17 protein-coding genes and 1 pseudogene are annotated in these 19,031 nt (G+C 69.9%); 6 read left to right on the forward strand and 12 right to left on the reverse strand.

Translation table 11 applies throughout. The features are described 5' to 3' along the window. From FKV24_RS00190 to FKV24_RS00200, 3 genes are all read right to left on the reverse strand, one after another. Positions 1-566, reverse strand: a 566-nt coding sequence (locus FKV24_RS00190; protein ID WP_211371730.1) for an argininosuccinate synthase domain-containing protein, incomplete at its 3' end; no start/stop codon positions are given. A 64-nt stretch (positions 567-630) separates the two neighbouring features. Next, a complete protein-coding gene (locus tag FKV24_RS00195) occupies positions 631-1,635 on the reverse strand; it encodes an N-acetylornithine carbamoyltransferase (RefSeq protein ID WP_141480739.1) in 1,005 nt (334 codons plus the stop codon). Between the two features lie 306 nt (positions 1,636-1,941). Further along, positions 1,942-2,409: a hypothetical protein gene (locus FKV24_RS00200; RefSeq protein WP_249040850.1), complete on the reverse strand. Its 468-nt coding sequence runs from the start codon at positions 2,407-2,409 to the stop codon at positions 1,942-1,944. 201 nt (positions 2,410-2,610) lie between these two features. Between FKV24_RS00200 and cysS the strand changes: the two genes are divergently transcribed. The 3 genes from cysS (at position 2,611) to FKV24_RS00215 (ending at position 5,923) form a co-directional block, all read left to right on the forward strand. Continuing rightward, the gene (gene cysS, locus FKV24_RS00205) at positions 2,611-3,984 is read left to right on the forward strand and encodes a cysteine--tRNA ligase (RefSeq protein WP_141480740.1); all 1,374 of its coding nucleotides are present in this window, start codon (positions 2,611-2,613) and stop codon (positions 3,982-3,984) included. 260 nt (positions 3,985-4,244) lie between these two features. Further along, a complete protein-coding gene (locus tag FKV24_RS00210; protein WP_223250098.1) occupies positions 4,245-4,688 on the forward strand; it encodes a SufE family protein in 444 nt (147 codons plus the stop codon). Next, positions 4,685-5,923 (forward strand): MFS transporter, encoded by a 1,239-nt coding sequence (locus tag FKV24_RS00215; RefSeq protein WP_141480741.1) that lies wholly within the window; start codon positions 4,685-4,687, stop codon positions 5,921-5,923. The genes FKV24_RS00210 and FKV24_RS00215 overlap by 4 nt, the downstream gene beginning before the upstream one ends. Before the next feature lie 170 nt (positions 5,924-6,093). On the opposite strand, the gene dksA is transcribed toward FKV24_RS00215, so the two are convergent. After that, positions 6,094-7,293 (reverse strand): RNA polymerase-binding protein DksA, encoded by a 1,200-nt coding sequence (dksA, locus tag FKV24_RS00220; RefSeq protein ID WP_141480742.1) that lies wholly within the window; start codon positions 7,291-7,293, stop codon positions 6,094-6,096. A 109-nt stretch (positions 7,294-7,402) separates the two neighbouring features. Here dksA and yidD point away from each other — a divergent pair, with 109 nt between their 5' ends. From yidD to FKV24_RS00235, 3 genes and pseudogenes are all read left to right on the forward strand, one after another. Continuing rightward, the gene (gene yidD / locus FKV24_RS00225; RefSeq protein ID WP_111266713.1) at positions 7,403-7,687 is read left to right on the forward strand and encodes a membrane protein insertion efficiency factor YidD; all 285 of its coding nucleotides are present in this window, start codon (positions 7,403-7,405) and stop codon (positions 7,685-7,687) included. Continuing rightward, positions 7,663-9,033 (forward strand): dihydroorotase, encoded by a 1,371-nt coding sequence (locus tag FKV24_RS00230; RefSeq protein WP_141480743.1) that lies wholly within the window; start codon positions 7,663-7,665, stop codon positions 9,031-9,033. Before yidD ends, FKV24_RS00230 begins: the two co-directional genes overlap by 25 nt. 155 nt (positions 9,034-9,188) lie before the next feature. Then, positions 9,189-9,944: pseudogene (locus FKV24_RS00235) on the forward strand (M23 family metallopeptidase); the annotation flags it as partial. Positions 9,945-10,537: 593 nt separating this feature from the next. On the opposite strand, the gene FKV24_RS00240 reads toward FKV24_RS00235, so the two are convergent. The 8 genes from FKV24_RS00240 to efp all read right to left on the reverse strand — a co-directional run bounded on the left by FKV24_RS00240 (position 10,538) and on the right by efp (position 18,915). Next, positions 10,538-11,497: a C40 family peptidase gene (locus tag FKV24_RS00240; RefSeq protein WP_111266716.1), complete on the reverse strand. Its 960-nt coding sequence runs from the start codon at positions 11,495-11,497 to the stop codon at positions 10,538-10,540. An 84-nt stretch (positions 11,498-11,581) separates the two neighbouring features. Continuing rightward, positions 11,582-13,228 carry a sensor domain-containing diguanylate cyclase gene (locus FKV24_RS00245; RefSeq protein ID WP_111266717.1) on the reverse strand — a complete coding sequence of 549 codons (1,647 nt, stop codon included), beginning with the start codon at positions 13,226-13,228 and terminating at the stop codon, positions 11,582-11,584. A gap of 144 nt (positions 13,229-13,372) precedes the next feature. Continuing rightward, a complete protein-coding gene (gene folE2, locus FKV24_RS00250; RefSeq protein ID WP_141480744.1) occupies positions 13,373-14,302 on the reverse strand; it encodes a GTP cyclohydrolase FolE2 in 930 nt (309 codons plus the stop codon). A gap of 136 nt (positions 14,303-14,438) precedes the next feature. Further along, the gene (locus FKV24_RS00255; protein WP_141480745.1) at positions 14,439-15,203 is read right to left on the reverse strand and encodes a phytoene/squalene synthase family protein; all 765 of its coding nucleotides are present in this window, start codon (positions 15,201-15,203) and stop codon (positions 14,439-14,441) included. Continuing rightward, positions 15,200-15,907 carry a phosphoglycolate phosphatase gene (gene gph, locus FKV24_RS00260; RefSeq protein WP_141480748.1) on the reverse strand — a complete coding sequence of 236 codons (708 nt, stop codon included), beginning with the start codon at positions 15,905-15,907 and terminating at the stop codon, positions 15,200-15,202. The genes FKV24_RS00255 and gph overlap by 4 nt, the downstream gene beginning before the upstream one ends. Positions 15,908-15,909: 2 nt before the next feature. After that, positions 15,910-16,626 (reverse strand): bifunctional 2-polyprenyl-6-hydroxyphenol methylase/3-demethylubiquinol 3-O-methyltransferase UbiG, encoded by a 717-nt coding sequence (ubiG, locus tag FKV24_RS00265; protein ID WP_249040851.1) that lies wholly within the window; start codon positions 16,624-16,626, stop codon positions 15,910-15,912. A 219-nt stretch (positions 16,627-16,845) separates the two neighbouring features. Then, positions 16,846-18,189: a TRZ/ATZ family hydrolase gene (locus tag FKV24_RS00270; protein WP_111266722.1), complete on the reverse strand. Its 1,344-nt coding sequence runs from the start codon at positions 18,187-18,189 to the stop codon at positions 16,846-16,848. Positions 18,190-18,348: 159 nt separating this feature from the next. After that, positions 18,349-18,915, reverse strand: coding sequence for an elongation factor P (gene efp / locus FKV24_RS00275; protein ID WP_111266723.1), 567 nt, complete (start codon positions 18,913-18,915; stop codon positions 18,349-18,351). Between the last annotated feature and the right edge of the window lie 116 nt (positions 18,916-19,031).

Genomic DNA, 19,031 nt, shown 5'->3' on the forward strand with positions numbered 1-19,031 from the left:
CCGCCGGACAGGGTCACGCCCAGCAGGTTCTCGTTGATGGTGTAGGCCTTCTGCTTGGCGCGCACGCCGAAGCCGCGGTCCTCCAGGTACTTCTGTTCGTAGGCCCGGACCTCGGTGTGCTCCTTCTGGATCTCGCGGATCGGGGCGACGATCTCGTAGTCGCCCAGCGCCTTGACCGCGAGGTCGAAACGGACCTGGTCGTTGCCCATGCCGGTGCAGCCGTGGGCGATCGCGCGGGTACCCAGCTCGGCGCAACGCGCCAGCGCGGCCTCGACGATCAGATAGCGATCGGACACCAGCAGCGGGTACTGGCCCTGGTAGCCCTCGCCCGCCCATACGAACGGCTTGACGAAGCCCGACCAGATCGCCGGACCGCCGTCGACGGTCAGGTGCGAGGCCACGCCCAGCTCGGCGGCGCGCTGCTCGATGAACGCGCGCTCCTCGGCGTCGACGCCGCCGGTGTCGGCGAACACGGTGTGGACGTTCCAGCCGCGTTCCTGCAGGTAGGGGACGCAGAAGCTGGTGTCGAGGCCGCCGGAGAAGGCGAGAACGATGTCCTTGCTCATGGGATTGGGGGTTCCGGGAAGTCGTGGAGGAAAGAAGAAAGGGGACGGGAAGTGAGCGACCGGATCAGCCGCCGATCAGCGCGGCCATGACCGCCTTCTGCACGTGCAGGCGGTTCTCGGCCTCGTCGATCGCGATGCAGTTGGGCGAGTCCATCACCGCGTCGGTCGCCTTGACGTTGCGGCGCAGCGGCAGGCAGTGCGAGAACACGCCATTGTTGGTCAGCGCCATCTTCGCCTCGTCGACGATGAAGTGCTTGTACTGGTCGCGGATCGGCTTCTCCGGCGCCCAGTTGCCGAAGTACGGCAGCGCCCCCCAGCTCTTGGCGTAGACCACGTCGGCGCCGGCATAGGCGCTGTCAATGTCATGGCTGACGGTCAGCGAACCGCCGTTCTCGGCGACATTGCGACGGCCCCAGTCCATGTAGCGCTCGTCGAGCACGTACTCGGGGGTCGGGCACAGCAGGGTCACGTCCATCCCCAGGCGGGTGGCGATGGTCAGCGCCGAGTTGGCGACCGCGGTATTGAGCGGCTTGGGGTGGTAGGTCCAGGTCAGCACGTACTTCCTGCCACGCAGGTCGCGGGTGCCGAAGTGCTCCTGCAACGCCAGCGCATGGGCCAGCTCCTGGCACGGATGGGTGATCGTCTCCATGTTGATCACCGGCACCGGCGAGTACTTTGCGAAGCTCCTGAGGACGATGTCCTCGCGGTCGCGGGCCCAGTCGACGAACTTGGGGAAGGCGCGCACGCCGATCAGGTCGACGTAGCGACCGAGCACCTTCGCCACCTCGGCGATGTGCTCCTCCGCGTCGCCGTCCATCACCGTGCCGAGGTCGAACTCGATCGGCCACGCGTCCTTGCCCGGCTGCAGCACGATCGCATGGCCGCCGAGCTGGAACGCGCCCAGTTCGAAGCTGGTGCGGGTGCGCATCGAGGGGTTGAAGAACACCAGGGCGATCGAGCGGCCCTTGAGCTGGTCGCCCAGCTTGCTGCGCTTGAACTCGGTCGCCTGCAGCAGCAAGGCGTCGAGGTCGGGACGGGACCAGTCCTGGGTATTCAGGAAATGCTTCATCACGGATTCCAAGGCGGGGTACCTGTCGCGGTACCGGGAGGGTTTGCCGGGCCCAGAAAGCAAAAAAGCCCAGCATCGAGGCTGGGCTTTTCATGTGTCATCCGCGTGATGCGGATGCTCCATGGAAACAGGCGATGTCGCCTACCCAGCCAGTCGTGGCGGGTACGGTCGGCGCGCGCGCGAGGTCATGCCCGCCGCCATCCAGGCGGAGGTCAGGATTTCGGCGTCGGCGTAGGTCGCGTTCATCAGGGGGCGAATGCTCGCACGGCGCGCGCGCGGGCGCAAGCGCGCCCGCGGCGGCGGGAATCAGCGGTCATTGGCGACCGGCACCACCGGGGTGATCGAGACCCGGATCCGCAGCCGGTTGCCGGGGTCGTCGCGCAGCCGCGAGCGGTACTTGGCGCCCTTGTAGAGGTAGTCGACATCGTAGGCGATCGGGCGATGGAACTCGCGTTCGACCGCCACCGAGCGGCATTCCACCGGCTCGTCCTCCTCGCGGCCGCCGTTGCGGGTCAGCGCGTCCTTGACCGCGCCGACCATCCGCGACAGCCGCGAGTCGCTCTCGCTGGGGGGACGCGGCGACTGGTCGCACTCCTCCTCCATGCGGGTCGCGGTGAGGGTCTGGTAGACCGGCGTCACCCGCAGCACCTGCGCATAGTCGTAGCGCACGTTCTCCGCCTGCACGACCACGCTGTCCTGCGCGCGCGCAGCCGGCAAGGCGGCCACGAGCACGGCGATCAACAGCAGGCGCGACGACAACAGGGTTCGGGGCATCTCGCGGGGGCGGTCGGGGCTACCGCGAAATTGTATGTGCAGACCCCGCGGATGGCATGAACCCCGGCTGTCGTCGGTCTCGCCGGCCCGGGGCGCCGCAACCGCGACCGGCGACCTCATCGCTCCAGCCCGCGGCACCGCCGCCCTACCCCTGATCCGCCAACTCCCCCTAGAATGCCTGCAAACATCGTTTCGTCTTCCATGAGCCTCCATCTCTACAACAGCCTGACCCGGCGGGTCGAAGCCTTCAAGCCGGCCGATCCGGCGCGCACCACGATGTACGTGTGCGGCCCGACCGTCTACAACTACGTCCATATCGGCAACGCGCGCGGGCCGGTCGTGTTCGGCGTGCTCGCCGACCTGTTGCGGCGGCGCTTCGGCGCCCTCGCCTATGCCCGCAACATCACCGACATCGACGACAAGATCAATGCCTCGGCGTCGGAACAGGGCGTGCCGATCTCGGTGATCACCGAGCGCTTCACCGCCGCCTACCGCGAGGACATGGCCGCGCTCGGCGTTGCCGCGCCGGACCTGGAGCCGGCCGCGACCGCGCACATCGGCGAGATCGTCGCGATGATCCAGCGCCTGGTCGAGGCCGGCCACGCCTACGCCGCCGAGGGCCACGTGCTGTTCGCGGTCGACAGCTTCGACCGTTACGGCAAGCTGTCCGGACGCGATCCCGACGAGATGCTGGCCGGTGCCCGCATCGAGGTCGCCCCTTACAAGAGGGGCGCCGGCGACTTCGTGCTGTGGAAGCCCTCCAGCGACGACCTACCCGGCTGGGACTCGCCGTGGGGTCGCGGCCGCCCCGGCTGGCACATCGAGTGCTCGGCGATGGCCGCCGCCCACCTGGGCGAGACCATCGACATCCACGCCGGCGGCGTCGATCTGCAGTTCCCGCACCACGAGAACGAGGTCGCGCAGAGCGAGTGCGCGCACGGCGGCCGCACCTTCGCCCGCTTCTGGCTGCACAACGGCATGCTCAACTTCGACGGCGCGAAGATGTCGAAGTCGGTCGGCAACATCGCCCGCGTCCACGATCTGGTGCGCGCGCACCCGCCCGAAGCGCTGCGCTACGCGCTGCTGTCGGCGCACTACCGCGGCCCGCTGGACTGGTCGGACGGCCTGATCGAGCAGAGCGTGCGCACCCTCGACCGGCTCTACGGCACCCTGCGCGACCTCGCCGACGTCGATGCCGACGCGCGCATTCCGGATGCGATCGAGGCGGCGCTGGACGACGACCTCAACACCCCGCAGGCGCTGGCCGAGCTGGCCGGGATCGCCGGCGAGGCGCGCAAGGCCGGCGATGCCGCCGAACGTGCGCGGCTGAAGTCGGAGCTGCTCGGCGCCGGCCTGGCGCTGGGCCTGCTGCAGCAGGACCCGGCCACCTGGTTCGCGCGTGGCGCCTCCGGCGAGGACGACGCCCGCATCCAGGCCCTGGTCGACGAGCGCGTCGCCGCCAAGCAGGCGCGCGATTTCGCCCGCGCCGACGCGATCCGCGACCAGCTCGCCGCCGAAGGCATCGTGCTGGAAGACACGCCGCAGGGCGTGCGCTGGGTCAGGAAGGTCGCCTGACGCACCAGCGCCGCTCCTACGAAATGCGGTACGACATGGCCCCGCCCTCCCCTGAGTGAGGGGGCGATTCGCATCGCAGATGCGAATGGGGGTGTGGCGGCGCACCGGCGGGGCCCAAGGTTTGCGCAGCAAACTTTGGGGATTCCCGGGCGCGCAGCCCGGGGATCGTGGCGTACGCCGCTCCTACGGCGGGGGCATGGCCCACCCGCCTCATCGGCCGTTGCCGGCAACGGCGTAGAATCGAACATGTGATGAATGCCGTGACTGCTCCCGTATCCCCGTTTCCGCTCGAGCCCAGCGCCGCCGACGCGCAGGCCGCGATCCGCGACGAATTCGCCTTCTTCGGCGACTGGTCCGAGCGCTACCAGTACCTGATCGACCTCGGCCGCAAGCTGCCTGGGCTGCCGGAGGCGTGGAAGACCGACGCGCATCGCCTGCACGGCTGCCAGTCGATGGTCTGGATCGTTCCCGAGGGCGATGCCTCGCGGCTGGACTTCCACGCCATCAGCGACTCGGCGATCGTCTCGGGCCTGATCTACCTGGCCCTGCGCGTGTACTCGGGTCGCAGCGCCGCCGAGATCGCCGCGACCGATGCCGACTACATCGCCGACATCGGTCTGGCCAGGCACCTGTCGCCGACCCGCAGCAACGGGCTGGCCTCGCTGCTGGCCTTCATCCGCGCCGAGGCCGCCAGGCATCTGTGAGCGCGCCCGCGCCCACCACCTGGGCGCTGCTGCGCAACCCCGGCTTCTCGGGACTGCTGGCCTACCGCCTGCTGACGATGCTGTCCTACCAGATCGTCGCGGTGACGGTCGGCTGGCACATCTACCAGATCACCCGCGACGCGCTTTCCCTCGGCCTGATCGGACTGGCCGAGGTGGTGCCGTTCATCGCGATGGCGCTGTTCGCCGGCTACGCGGTCGATCACCTGCCGCGACGCAAGGTCGGCATGTTCGCCTGTATCGGGCTGGTGCTCACCACCCTGTGGCTGGCGGCGGTCGCCGCCGGCACCCTGCCCTCGTTCGGGACCGCCGCCATCTACGCCGCGATCGCGCTCAACGGCGTGGTGCGCGCGTTCCTGCGACCGGTCTACGCCTCGCTGTTCGCGCGCGTGCTCAAGCGCCAGCACTTCGGCAAGGGCGCCGGGATCGGCAGCGTGGTGATGCAGACCGGCCTGGTCGCGGGCCCGGCGCTGGGCGGCGCGCTGATCGCCTTCGGCGGCATCACCGCCTCGTACCTGGTCGCCGCCGCGCTGGCGGCGGTCGCCGCGGTCGCGATACGCCTGTTGCGGGTCACCGAACCGGCGCTGCCGGCCGAACGCGGACCAGTATTGCGCAGCATCGGCGAGGGCCTGCGCTTCGTGTTCGGCAACCAGGTGGTACTCGGCGCACAGGCGCTGGACATGTTCTCGGTGCTGTTCGGCGGCGCGGTCGCGCTGCTGCCGGCGTTCGTCACCGAGGTGTTCGCGCAGGGGCCGGAGGCGCTCGGGATCCTGCGTGGCGCGCCGGCGGCCGGCGCCCTGCTGATGGCGGTCTGGCTGGCGCGCAATCCACCCGAACGCCACGCCGGGCGCCTGCTGCTGGCGGCAGTGGCCGGCTTCGGGCTGTGCATCATCGGTTTCGCCATCGCCCGCGAGTTCTGGCTGGCGGCGGCGCTGCTGGCCCTGTCCGGGGCCTGCGACAGCGTCTCGGTGGTGCTGCGCACGACGATCCTGCAGTTGGCCACCCCCGATCACATGCGCGGGCGGGTCGCCGCGATCAACGGCATCTTCGTCGGTTCGTCGAACGAGCTGGGCGCGTTCGAGTCCGGCGTCGCCGCGCGCCTGCTCGGCCTGGTGCCTTCGGTGATATTCGGCGGCTGCATGACCGTCGCGATCACCGCCACGACCGCCCGGCTGGCACCGAAGCTCCGTCGGCTGGACCTGCGCGAGCTGCACTAACCGCAGCGGCGCCGCTGCCGACATCCCTCCGGGCGCACCGACGCTGGCGCGGCGATCCGGAGGGTGGCTGGAGCATGTCGGCACGGACCACGAAAAAGCCCGGCCGAGGCCGGGCTTTGCGCCCCGTCGGGGCGTCGGCGACCGGCGTCGTGCCGGTTCGCGGAGGGCGGTCAGTCGCCCATCTGCTTCTGCAGGTGCTCCCAGCGCTCCTGCGCATCGATCGTGCGCTCGGCGGTCAGACGCGCCTCGAGACGCTCCAGGCCGATCTCCTCGCCGGTGTCGAGGCAGTAACCGTAGTCGCCGCTGTCGACCCGCTTGAGGGTGCTGTCGATCTTGCTGATCAGTTTGCGATAGCGGTCGCGGGTCCGCAGCTCGAGCGAGTTCTCGGTCTCGCGGGTCGCACGCTCGGCCTCGTCGCCGACATCGCGGACCTCTTCCTTCAGGTTCTCGATGGTCTGCTTGGACTCTTCGACCAGGTCGGCGCGCCACTGCAGCAGGCGCTGGCGGAAGTACTCCAGTTGCAGCGCGCTCATGTACTCCTCGTCGGGACCGGGCTTGTAGCCCTCCGGCAGGATCGGGCGTCCGGTCGCGGAATCGGTCTCGTGGGGCACCACCTTGAACTTGCTCTTCGGCGCCGGCGCCTGCGGACGCGCCGCCACCGCCACCGCCACCGCCACCTTGCCGGCGGCGCGCTTGGCGACCACCTTGGACGGGGCCGGCGCCTCGGCCTTCGCCGGCGCGGTCCTGGTCGCCGGACGGGCCGCCGGCTTCTTCACCACGCTGGTACGGACCGGGGCCTTGGCCTCAGCGGGGCTGGCCTTCTTGGCGACGGCTTTCTGGGCTACGACTTTCTTGGTCACTGTCTTCTTGGTCACTGCGGGTTTGGCTGCTGTGGACTTGGCGGCGGGCTTCTTGGCGACGGCGGGCTTGACCGCCTTCCTGGCCGCCTTCTTGACCGCCGGCTTGGCGACCGGCTTCTTGGCGGCCACCTTCTTGGGCGCCGGCTTCTTGGCGACGGCCTTCTTGGTCGGCGCTTTCTTCGTCACGGGCTTCTTGGCCGCAGCCTTCTTCGCCGGCGCCTTCTTCGTCACCGCCTTCTTCGCCACCGGCTTGGCGGCAGGCTTTTTCGCTACGGGCTTTTTCGCCGCCGGCTTCTTCACCGCCACCTTCTTGGCTGCGGCCTTCTTCACGGCGGGCTTCTTGGCGGCGGCTTTCTTCACGGCAACCTTTTTCACGGGAGTCTTCTTGGCCGACGACTTGCCCGCCACGGCCTTCTTGGCGGCCTTCTTCGGCACAGCCTTCTTGGCGACGGGCTTGGCGACCTTCTTGGCCGGCTTGGCGGCCTTTGCTGGTTTCTTTTTCACTGCCACGGGCGACTTGTCCTTCTGGTTCCCTTGTGACGGGAAAGCGCGCTGTTATACCCTGCCACGGCTACCGCGGCAACCGCGCCCCCTGCGGATTTCCGCCATCCTACACGCCGTGATCGATCGTCTCTTCATCGCCCTTTTACGCTTCTACAAACGGTGGATAAGTCCGCTGCTGGGGCCCCGTTGCCGCTTCTACCCCAGTTGCTCGGACTATGCGATGCAGTCGATCGCGCGCTTCGGGACGCTGAAGGGCAGCTGGCTGGCCGCTCGTCGGCTCGCCCGTTGCCACCCACTGAACCCGGGCGGATTCGACCCGGTGCCCCCCGCGCCCGGCCAGGACGCCCTCTCAGACACGAATCCGGAGCCGCCTACATGCCGACATCCCCATCGACACTGATAGTAAACGCCCGCCTGGTGAACGAAGGCCGTGAGCTGGAGGGCGATCTGCGCATTGCCGACGGCCGCATCGCCGAAATCGGGACCGGGCTCTCATCCCATTCCGGCGAGCAGGTCGTCGATGCCGGCGGCCGGCGCCTGCTGCCGGGGATGATCGACGACCAGGTCCACTTCCGCGAACCGGGCATGGAATACAAGGCCGACATGGCGACCGAGTCGGCGGCCGCGGTCGCCGGCGGCCTGACCAGCTTCATGGACATGCCCAACACCACCCCGCCGACCCTCGATGCGGCCGCGCTGGAGAACAAGTACCAGCGGGCCAGCGGCCGCGCCTGGGGCAACTTCGGCTTCTACATGGGCGCCAGCAACGACAATCTGGAAGCGATCCGCAGCCTCGACCCGCTGACCGCGCCCGGAGTGAAGGTGTTCATGGGCGCCTCGACCGGCAACATGCTGGTCGACGACCCGGACACCCTCGACGCGATCTTCCGCGACGTGCCGACCCCGATCATCACCCATTGCGAAGACACCCCGATGATCGAGGCCGAAACCGCCCGCTACAAGGCGAAGTACGGCGACGACATCCCCGCCGCCTGCCACCCTGACATCCGCTCGCGCGAGGCCTGCATCAAGTCGACCCGGCTGGCGCTGGAGCTGGCGCGCCGCCATGGCACCCGCCTGCACGTGCTGCACATCTCCACCGCCGACGAGCTGGCGCTGTTCGAGGCCGGCCCGCTGATCCGCGCCGACGGCAGCCGCAAGCAGATCACCGCCGAGACCTGCATCCACTTCCTGCGCTTCGACCGCCGCGACTACGAGGCCCTCGGCCACCTGATCAAGTGCAACCCGGCGATCAAGGACCCGTCCGACCGCGAAGCGCTGATCCGCGCGGTGGCCGGCGACATCATCGACGTGCTCGCCACCGACCACGCGCCGCATACCCTGGAGGAGAAGCACAACCCCTACGTGCGCGCGCCCAGCGGCCTGCCCCTGGTGCAGTTCGCCCTGGTGGCGGCGCTGGAGCTGGTCCACGAGGGCCACATGGACACCGCCCGGGTCGTGCAGAAGTTCGCCCACGCGCCGGCGCAGTTGTTCGACGTGACCGAGCGCGGCTTCCTGCGCGAGGGGTATTTCGCCGACCTGGTGCTGATCGACGACGCTCCCGCCGATGGCGCCCCGTTCATCGTCGAGCGCTCGCAGGTGCTGTCCAAGTGCGGCTGGTCGCCGTTCGAGGGCCGCGGCTTCCGTTCGCGGATCGCCTCGACCTGGGTCAACGGCGTCCAGGCCTGGGACGGCCAGCGCCTGGTCGGAGCCCCCAACGGCCAGCGCCTGGCCTTCAGCCGATGACCGGCACTTCCAGGTCCGTCGGCCTCGGCCGGATTTCCGCCCTGCTCCTGCTGTCGGCCTGCACCGGCCAGCCCTCCGGCGCGAACGCCGCACCCGCGACCCAGGCCGAGCGGCCGCCCTCGCTGCCACCGGTGGCGCGTCCGCATACGCGGCCGACCGGGGTCACTTTCCTGCCGACCTCGGTTCCCCAGGGCGCGCTGGTGGTCGGCCTGACCGACCCGGCGGCCCGGGTCGAGTACGACGGCCGCACCCTCAGGGTTTCGCCGCAGGGGCGCTTCGCGTTCGGCATCGCCCGCGACGCCAGCGGCACCGCCCAGGTCCGCATCACCCAGGCCAACGGTCAGACCCTGGTGCAACGCGTCGCGATCACCCCGCGCGACTGGCCGATCGAACGGGTCAATGGCGTACCGCCGAAGACGGTCAACCCGCCGCGGGCGATCGCCGAGCGCATCGCCCGCGAACAGGCCGAGGTGACCGAAGCGCGCCGCCGCGACGACGACCGCGCCGACTTCGCGCAGGACTTCATCTGGCCGGTGCAGGGCCGGATCAGCGGCCGCTTCGGCAACCAGCGCGTCTACAACGGCACTCCGAAGTCGCCGCACTCGGGGATGGACATCGCCGCCCCCAACGGCACCCCGGTCAAGGCCCCCGCCGGCGGCGTGGTGACCTATGCCAATCCGGACATGTACCTGACCGGCGGCACCGTGCTGATCGACCATGGCCACGGCATCAGCTCGAACTTCCTGCACCTGTCGCGACTGGACGTGAAGGTCGGCGACCGGGTCGAACAGGGCCAGGTGATCGCCGCGGTCGGCGCGACCGGACGCGCGACGGGGCCGCATCTGCATTGGGGGATGAATTGGTTCACCACCCGCATCGACCCTTTGTTGCTGGTCGAGCACGGGCCGTAACCCTCCCATCGTTCGCCATCACCACGCGCGGCGGCGCGTTCGTCATCGCTGCCGTGCCGGGGGCCACCTGGCGCGGTTCACCACCCGTATCGACCCTTTGTTGCTGGTCGAGCACGGGCAGTAACCCTCCCATCGTTCGCCATCACCACGCGCGGCGGCGCGTTCGTCATCGCTGCCGTGCCGGGGGCCACCTGGCGCGGTTTACCACCCGCATCGACCCTTTATTGTTGGTCGAGCACGTGCAGTAACCCTTCCCCCGCTCCTACGGCATCGCCGCGTGTGACCCAGCCCCCTGAGTCAGGGGGCGATTCGCGCGTAGCGCGAATGGGGGTGTGGAAGTGCAACGGCGGGGCCCAAGGTTTGCGAAGCAAATTTTGGGGATTCCCGGGCGCAGCCCGGGAGTCGCGGCTCACGCCGCTCCTACAACGCTCCTGCGAACGCGGTGACCTGGGCGATGAACCCTCCCATCATCCCGTCGCCGTCACCCACGTCCGTACTCCCCGGAGGAATCGTAGGAGCGGCGTAAGCCGCGATGAAGCCTTCCCATCAAACCCATCGCGGCCTACGCACCTCATGGATCGGCGGCGTCGCCCTCAGCCGTGCCAGTCGGGCGCCTGCATCAGCCGGCCCAGCGGCCGGTGGCAGGGGGTGCGCGCCAGGTCGCCGGGGCTGACCCCTTTCGGATTGATCGCCGCGAACGGCAGCACCGCCTCCGGCAGGCCCATCAGGGCCGAGCGCGCGGCGACCTTGAACTGTTCCGGCACCTGGTCGTTTACGCCCAGCCGGGCCCTCACCTCGGCCGCCATCGCCGCCAGTTCGGCATCGGCGACCTCGCCGAACAGGCGCTCCAGATCGGCCGGTGGCGCGGCCTCGCTCAATGCGCCGACCGGCAACATCCGCGCCTTGCGCTGCGGCCGCATCAGCGACCAGACCTCGGCGACCAGCCTGCCGATGTCGCCGGTGTACGGCGCCGGTGGATCCAGCGGCGGCACCACGACGATCTCGGGGGCCAGCCGCCCCTTCGGCGTCGCCGCGTTCTCGGCGAAGCTGCGATAGACGAATTCGCTGCAGGTCATCCGCTGCGCGTCGTCGTCCAGCAGGCTGTCGAAGGCCACCCGCAGCACCCATCGCAACCATGACGGCGCATTCGGGAACGCCTTCCCGCGCACCGCGACGACGATGCCGATCATCGCCAGCTCGCTGGTCGCATACGGCAGGCCGAGCAGGCCGGCCGCGTGCTCGATCACCCGCGAGCGGTCCTCGATGGACAACGGATTGCGATCGTAGGCGACCGGACGGAAGGCATCGACCAGGAACACCGGACTGCCCTCGCCCAGCCGCGAAGCCAGTGGCGTCGCCACCACCCCGTGGGTGACCGATTCGTACAACTGACCGTCCTCGGCCATCACCGCGCTGTGGCTGTACACGCTGTCGCAGGCCCAGGCGATCAGCGTCGACAGCTCGCTGCGGCCCCGCATCAGCAATACGTCGCCAGGCTCGACGACCTCCGGACCGACCGGATGGACCGGCTGCGCGCGCGCATCTAGATTCATCGTAGTGCCCCCCTGAAGGCCACTGCTGGGTGAATGTCGCTTCTTCAGCTGTCGACGCGGTTCTCCGCGTCCACCGGCCAGCGCTCAGGCACGGGCGCCGCGCTCGCGGAGCATGGGCCTGATATGGCCGATGACACGATCGCGGCCGGCCGACTTGCTCGCATACAGCGCGGCGTCGGCCCGCTCGAGCAATTGCCCGGGCGACTCGCCGGGCTGCAACTCTGCAACACCGAGGCTGAGGGTCACGTCAACGACCGCGCCATCGACCGCGATCGGACGGCTGTTCACCGCCGAGCGCAGGTTCTCGGCGACCCCGACCGCCTCCCTCAGCCCGGTGCATGGCAACAACACCACCATCTCGTCGCCGCCGTAGCGACCGATCTGGTCGTAGGTGCGCAGACGATTGCGCACGCGCAGCGAGACGATGCGGATGCATTCGTCGCCGACCCGGTGCCCGTGGGTGTCGTTGATCCGCTTGAAGTGGTCGATGTCGAAGAACACCAGCGAGAACGGCATGCCCGACTTGTGGGCCTCGTCGACCCCGGCCTTGAGCAGGTCCTCGATCACCGGTCTGGAGCTGGCTCCGGTCAGGGCGTCGTAGGAGGCCATGTGGCTGGCCTGGTCGCGATCGCGCCGCAGCTCGTGCATCTTGTCGGCCAATCCCACGGTAATGATCAGCCCGGCCACCGCGAACCCGGCCGGATAGGCGTACGCCAGCCAGTAGGGGCCGTCCCACACCCCCAGCAACTGCAGCACCCGCATGGTGACCAGGGTCATCAATGGCAGCCAGGAGATCAGCACGAAGCGCGCTGCCCGCTGCCCGCGCACCGAGCCCGAGACGCTGGCGAACAACACCAGCAGTACCGAAGCGAGGATCACCAGGTTGCCGACCAGGGCCACGTAGGGCGACAGGCTGAACACCGCCAGCGCCGCCAACAGCAGGGCCACCCCGCTGCAGGCCTGCAGCGCACGCAGCAGCCGCGGCTGCCGCAGCCGCAGTTCCAGGAAATGGCCGAGGAAGCCGTTGCTGGTCGCCAGCGCCAGGAACCCGAACACGCGACCGGCCCGGGGGTCGCCGGACAGCAACCCGGCCAGTCCCGGGAAGATCCGCAGATCGCCGCCCAGGGTCGCCAGGTACAGCACCTGGCACAACAGGGTGACCATCAGATAGGCGTAGGCGCGCTCGCCGATACCGGCCCAGAAGCCCAGTGCGAGCACCGCCAGCACCAGCATCGTCGACAGGATCACCGCCCGCCAGCCGGCATAGGCCAGATCCCGGCGGTGGCTCCAGGCCGCCGACTCCACCGAGACCCCGATCGTGATCGGGGTGGGCGCGTGCAGGCGGACATCGACATGCTGGCCGCGCTCGAGCCCCTGCGGCAGCGGAATGAAGAAGGCGCGCGCCGAGTGGGCCAGGTCGGCATCGGCACCCATCAGCGCCCGCCGCAGCGGTGCGCGGTCGCCGGGACGCCAGGCCTCGACCCGGCTCAGGTACGGAAAATGCAGGACCAGCAGCGGGTCGGATGAAGCGGGGATCGCCTCCAGCGCGGTGATCCGCCACCAGTGCACTCCGGTCTCGCGCTCGGACAGCGCCCGCCCGTCGCCGAGCGGTACGAAATCCGCGTCGAAATCGCCCGCCAGTATCCGTGCCGGTACCGGGTCGCCGTCGAGGCGGGACACGTCGAGGGCCTGCGCGCGCCCTTCGGCCGCGACAGCCAGCAACAGCAGCAATGCGAATGCCTGCCACCCCCGACGCAAGGACTTCCCCCCGGATCGTCCGCCACGTACCGCCCGAGCATAGCCGATCAGCGCATCGGCAGCGCGCGGAGGGGGTATCGCGGGGGGATGAGCGCCCGACGAAGGGGCGGCTGGAGGCTAGCGGGGACCGGAACCGCTGACCCGGGCGACGGCGTCGTGCGGGTGCAGGCTCTCGAAGTGCGCGACCTCGGCTTCGAAGCGCTCCACGTGCGGGTCGTGCGCGAGCACCGAGGCGACCCGCCGCGCGGCGTCCTCGCAGAACATCAGGTTGGCCGCGTTCAGTGCGGCGAAGGCCTGCTCGTCCTGACGCTTGACCGCGGTCTGGACCGGTGTCGCCAGGCGCTGTTCGAGCGCGTCGATCATCGCCGCCAGCGGCAGCTCCTCGAACTGCGGCCGCAGTTGCAGGCGCACGCTGGCGCGGCTGCGCTGGGCGTGCGGGGTCGCCGCCAGGCCGCGCTCGGAGGCCAGCCAGTCGCCGACCACCGAGGTCGAGATCGGGCGCGCGTCGGCGAAATCGGCGACGAAACGCTCGGCATTGAGCTGCCGCGACAGCGCCGCCGAGGCCGGACACGTGCTGGAGTACTCGACCGAGAACGCCAGCGACAGCCGCAGGTGACCGTCCTCGAGCAGGGCCTCGATCTCGACCGGATAGCGCTTCCAGCCGGCATTGCCGCTGGCCAGTGCCGGCCGCAGCAGCATCTGGTCGTAGCGCAGCACCAGCCGCGCCGACGAGGACAGCCCTTCCTGCGAGTCGACCAGCGACTGCAGCACCCGGCGCAATCCCGCCGGCGTCACCGCCTCGCTGGCGAAGGCATCCTGCAGGCGCAGGTACAGGCGCGACATGTGGATGCCGCGCGCATCGGCGTCGTCCAGGCTGACCGCGACATCGACCGAGGCGGCGACCTGGACCGGCTCACCGCCCGGCGTGGCCACCCGCAGCGGCAGCGCGATGTGCGACATGCCGACCCATTCCAGCGTGCGGGCCTCGGCGGCGGCCTCGAAGGCTACGTCGGGGAGCTGTCGGGTCTGGCTGCTTGGAGGAGTCACGGTGGGGCCTGGATTCGGTGCGGGGACGTCGTTCACCCGGTCGGAAATGGGGGCATCGGCGACCGATGCAACAGCGCCGACCGGGCCGCCATTGTAACGGCCCGCCCGGGCGCGGCCCTGAGCGGAGGCGGAACAGTCAGTTCCGCGGGCGCGCCCGCGCCGAGCGCCAGGCGATCGCCAACGACCGCCAGGGCTTCAACGCGCGGGCCGGCTCGGCATGGCCCAGGCGGGCATGGGCCAGTGCGGTCCACAGACGCCTGGGCACGGTCCGCGCCGGCGCCTGCGGCCAGCGCTGGCGCAGTTGCTCGGCCCAGATCGCCAGCGGCGTGCCCTCGCCGGCGCGGGCGACGATCGCCAACGGCACGTGAGCGTCGCCCTCATGGAAGAAACGCGACTGCAACAGTGCGGCCACGACCGCATCGCGCGAACCCTGGGCATCGTCGTCGCCGGCACCGATGAACAGGCGCTGCTCGACGGCAGCGACGGCGGCGGCGAAAGGCTCCAGCGCGGCGAAGGCCTCGGCGTGGTCGCGCGGACGCTCGCGGCTGGCCCGCAGCGTCGGCAGGGCCGCGGCCAAGGCCGCCCAGTCCGCCGATTGCCGCTGCAGGGCGATCCCCAGTGGATGACGGCGGGCACCGCGCGACCAGCCCTGCAGCTCCTCGCCCCACCAGGCCAGCTTCGCTTCGCCCGGGCGCGGATCGCGACCGCCCCAGGCGGCATCGCCCAACTCCTGCAGCAGCGCCGCCCAGGCCAGCGCCGACCCGCGTTGCGGCGCCGGCACGAACACCTCGGCCACGCCCCATTCCGGCCAGCGTTGCCGCCACTTGGCGAGGAAGCTGTCGAGCGCGGCCGGGTCGTTGCCGGCGGACGGCAGTCCGGCACGCTCGTCGGTCGTGTTCATGACCGCGGCCAGCGGGCCGGATCGGCCAGCTCGGCCGGATGCTCGACCATGATGTCGCCGCCCCAGCCCGCGGGATCGTCGCCGGCCAGGCGGTAGCCCCACAGCGCGACCACCGAACGCATCCCGGCCGCACGCGCGGCAACGATGTCGCGTTCGTCGTCGCCGACATAGACGCAGTCCGACGCGGCGACGCCGATCCTGTCGGCGGCGACCGTCAGCGGCAGCGGATCGGGCTTGCGCACCGGCAGGGTGTCGCCGCCGATCAGGACCGCGCTGCGGCTGTCCCAGCCCAGGTGCGGCAACAGCTCGCGGGCGAGATATTCGGGCTTGTTGGTGACGATGCCCCAGATCGTCCCGGCCGCCTCCAGCGCGCCGAGCATCGCCTCGACGCCGTCGAACACGCCCTGGTGGGCGCCGATCTGGCGCTGGTACTGATCGAGCAGCTCGGGCACCCAGGACTCGCGCTCGGTCTCGGGCAGGTCCGGGAACGCCGCCAGCAGCATCGCGCGGGCACCGCGGGAGACGCTGGGGCGGAATTCGGGCAGCGACATCGGGGGCCGGCCGCGCGCCGCCCTCATCGCGTTGGCGGCGGCGAGCAGGTCGTGGGCGCTGTCGGCCAGGGTGCCGTCGAGATCGAACAGCACCGCCTTCGGGAAACCGGCGGTCGCCGCCGCGACACGCGTGCCGCGGTGTTCTCCGACCATGCTCATTCGGGTTTCACCGCGCAGGCCAGGTAGTTGACGTCGGTACGACCGATCACCCGGGCGCTGTTGCGCCAGGGCTCATAGGCCAGCCCGCTGACATCCTCCAGTTGCAGACCGGCCGCGCGCAGCCAGGCCGCCAGTTCCGACGGCTTGATGAAGTCGCGGTACTGGTGGGTGCCCTTCGGCAGGACCCGGGCGACGTACTCGGCGCCGACGATCGCCAAGGCGAACGCCGCCGCGGTGCGGTTGAGGGTCGACAGGAACAGCCGGCCGCCAGGCTTGAGCAGCGTCGCGCAGGCGTTCACGATCGCGGCCGGGTCCGGCACGTGCTCGAGCATCTCCATGCAGGTGATCACGTCAAAGCGGGCGGGCATCTCGGCCGCCAGCGCTTCCACCGACTGCTGCCGGTAGTCGACGCTGACGCCGGTCTCCAGGCGATGCAGGCGGGCGACCTTGACCAGCTCCGGCGCCAGGTCGATCGCGGTGACCTCGGCGCCCTCGCCGGCCAGCGCCTCGCTGAGCAGGCCGCCGCCGCACCCCACGTCCAGGGCCTGCGCCCCGGCCAGCGAGGCCCTTTCGGCCACATACCCCAGCCGCGCCGGGTTCAGCGCATGCAGGGCTTTCTGGGGGCCGTTGGGATCCCACCACCTTTGGGCCAAAGCACCGAACTTGTCCAGCTCGGCCTGGCGGAAATTATCGTTCGCCTCTATGCCAGTCACAGGCAGTGCTCCGCTTCGAACCGTCCATGGTGCGTGGTCCCGGCCCGCGCATCCGTGCGCGGTCGTTCCCCGCCGCGCGAGCCAGTGGCTCGCAAGCACGGCGGCTCACCCCACCACCGTTGAGCCAAAGCACCGAACTTGTCCAGCTCGGCCTGGCTGAAGTTGCCGCCCGGATCGCGTCCGGGCTCGGGGGACGTGGTCGGGTTCATATCGCTCCTGTCAGGAAATCCGGATCGCGGCGATCCGCTTGCGCCACTCGCGCGCCCGGGCGATCAGGGCGTCGGCGTCCATGTCGACCAGCACGCCGTCGCGCAACTTGGCGTGGCCGGCGATCCAGACGTCGCTGACCTGATGGCGGCCGGCCGCGTAGACCAGCTGCGAGATCACATGATGCAGCGGCTGGGTCTCGATCCGGGCCAGGTCGACGCAGGCCAGGTCGGCCTGCTTGCCGGGCTCGATCGAGCCGATCAGGTCCTCGAAACCGACCGCCCGCGCGCCGCCCAGGGTCGCCGCGCGCAGCGCGCTGGCGGCATCGAAGGCGGCGGCATCGTCGGCGACCGCCTTGGCCAGCAGCGCCGCGGTGCGGGTCTCGCCGAACATGTCCAGGTCGTTGTTGCTGGCGCAGCCGTCGGTGCCGATCGCGATCGTCACCCCGGCCTTCTCCAGCCGGCCGATCGGGCAGAAGCCCGAGGCCAGTTTCAGGTTCGATTCCGGGCAGTGGACCACGCAGACGCCACGCTCGGCGCACATCGCGATCTCGGCGTCGGTCAGCTGGGTCATGTGCACCGCGACCAGGCGGTCGCTGACCAGGCCCAGCCGGTCCAGCCGCGCCAGCGGCCGCTGGCCGTGCTTCTGCCGCGACTCATCGATCTCCTGCGCGGTCTCGTGGGTGTGCAGGTGCACCGGCATGTCGAGCTGGTCGGACAGCATGCGGATGCGCTCGAAGCTGGCATCGGACACCGTGTACGGCGCGTGCGGCACGAACGAGGTGGCGATGAAGGGATCGTCGCGCCACTGGTCGTGCACCTCGATCGCACGGTCGAAGTACTCGTCGTCGGTCTTCGCCCACGCGGTCGGGAAATCGATCACCGGCAGACCGACCCGGGCGCGGAAACCCTCGCGCTTGTAGACCGCCGCCTGCACGTCCGGGAAGAAGTAGTTCTCGTTGGCGCAGGTGGTGCCCCCGCGCAGCATCTCGGCGATCGCCAGCTCGATGCCGTCGGCGACGAACTCAGGCCCGATCACCGCGCCCTCGACCGGCCAGATGTGGCCCTGCAGCCACTCCATCAGCGGCAGGTCGTCGGCGACCCCGCGCAGCAGGGTCATCGGATTGTGGGTGTGGGCATTGACCAGGCCCGGGATCAGCGCCGACTGCGGACGCGACACGACCTGGGCGGCGGCGAAACGCTCGCGCGCCTCGCGGATCGGCAACACCGCGACGATCGCGCCATCGCTGATCGCCACGGCGTGCTGTTCGAGCACCACGCCGTGCGGCACGACCGGCACCACCCATCCGGCTTCAATCAACAGGTCGCAGGGCTGGGGGGCATTCTCGATCGACATTCGCTTCCTTTTCTCCGCGACTCCCGCCATGGCGGGAGTCCGTTCGTCTCCGGCTTCACCCTCAGCCGCGGGCCGAAAGCGAAGCCACGTCCCGGCACCGGTCGGGACCGGTACCGGCTCGGCCGGCCGCCTGCCGCATCGCGGCCGCGGCCGGACCGGTCACTTCACCCGGCCGACGTACTCGCCGGAACGGGTGTCGACCTTGATCACCTCGTCCTGGTTCACGAACAGCGGCACCCGCACCACCGCGCCAGTTTCCAGGGTCGCCGGCTTGCCGCCGCCGCCGGAGGTGTCGCCGCGCACGCCCGGATCGGTCTCGGTGATCTTCAGCTCGACGAAGTTCGGCGGCTGCACCGCGATCGGGGTGCCGTTCCACAGGGTCACCACGCACTCCTCCTCGCCCTTGAGGAACTTGCGCGCATCGCCGATGCCGGCCTCGTCGGCCTGGACCTGCTCGAAGTTCTCCGGGTTCATGAAGTGCCAGTACTCGCCGTCGGCGTACAGGAACTGCATGTCGGTATCGACGACGTCGGCCGCCTCCAGCGAATCGGTCGCCTTCATGGTCAGCTCGACCACGCGGCCGGACTTGATGAAGCGGTACTTCACCCGGGTGAACGCCTGGCCCTTGCCCGGCTTGACGTACTCGGTATCGGTGATGATGCACGGCTCGTTGTTGACGAGGATCTTCATCCCGTTCTTGACGTCGTTCATGCCATAGCTGGCCATCGCACAACTCCTGCAGTGTTCTGTAAGGTTTTGGAAATGGTTCGGAACTGATGTTTCGGGACTGGCGCTCGGAAACCCGGGCGCCGCCCGCACGCCGTCCCGGGGGAGGCCGCCCC

This window comes from Marilutibacter maris (genome assembly GCF_006546735.2).
Lineage (GTDB): Bacteria > Pseudomonadota > Gammaproteobacteria > Xanthomonadales > Xanthomonadaceae > Marilutibacter > Marilutibacter maris.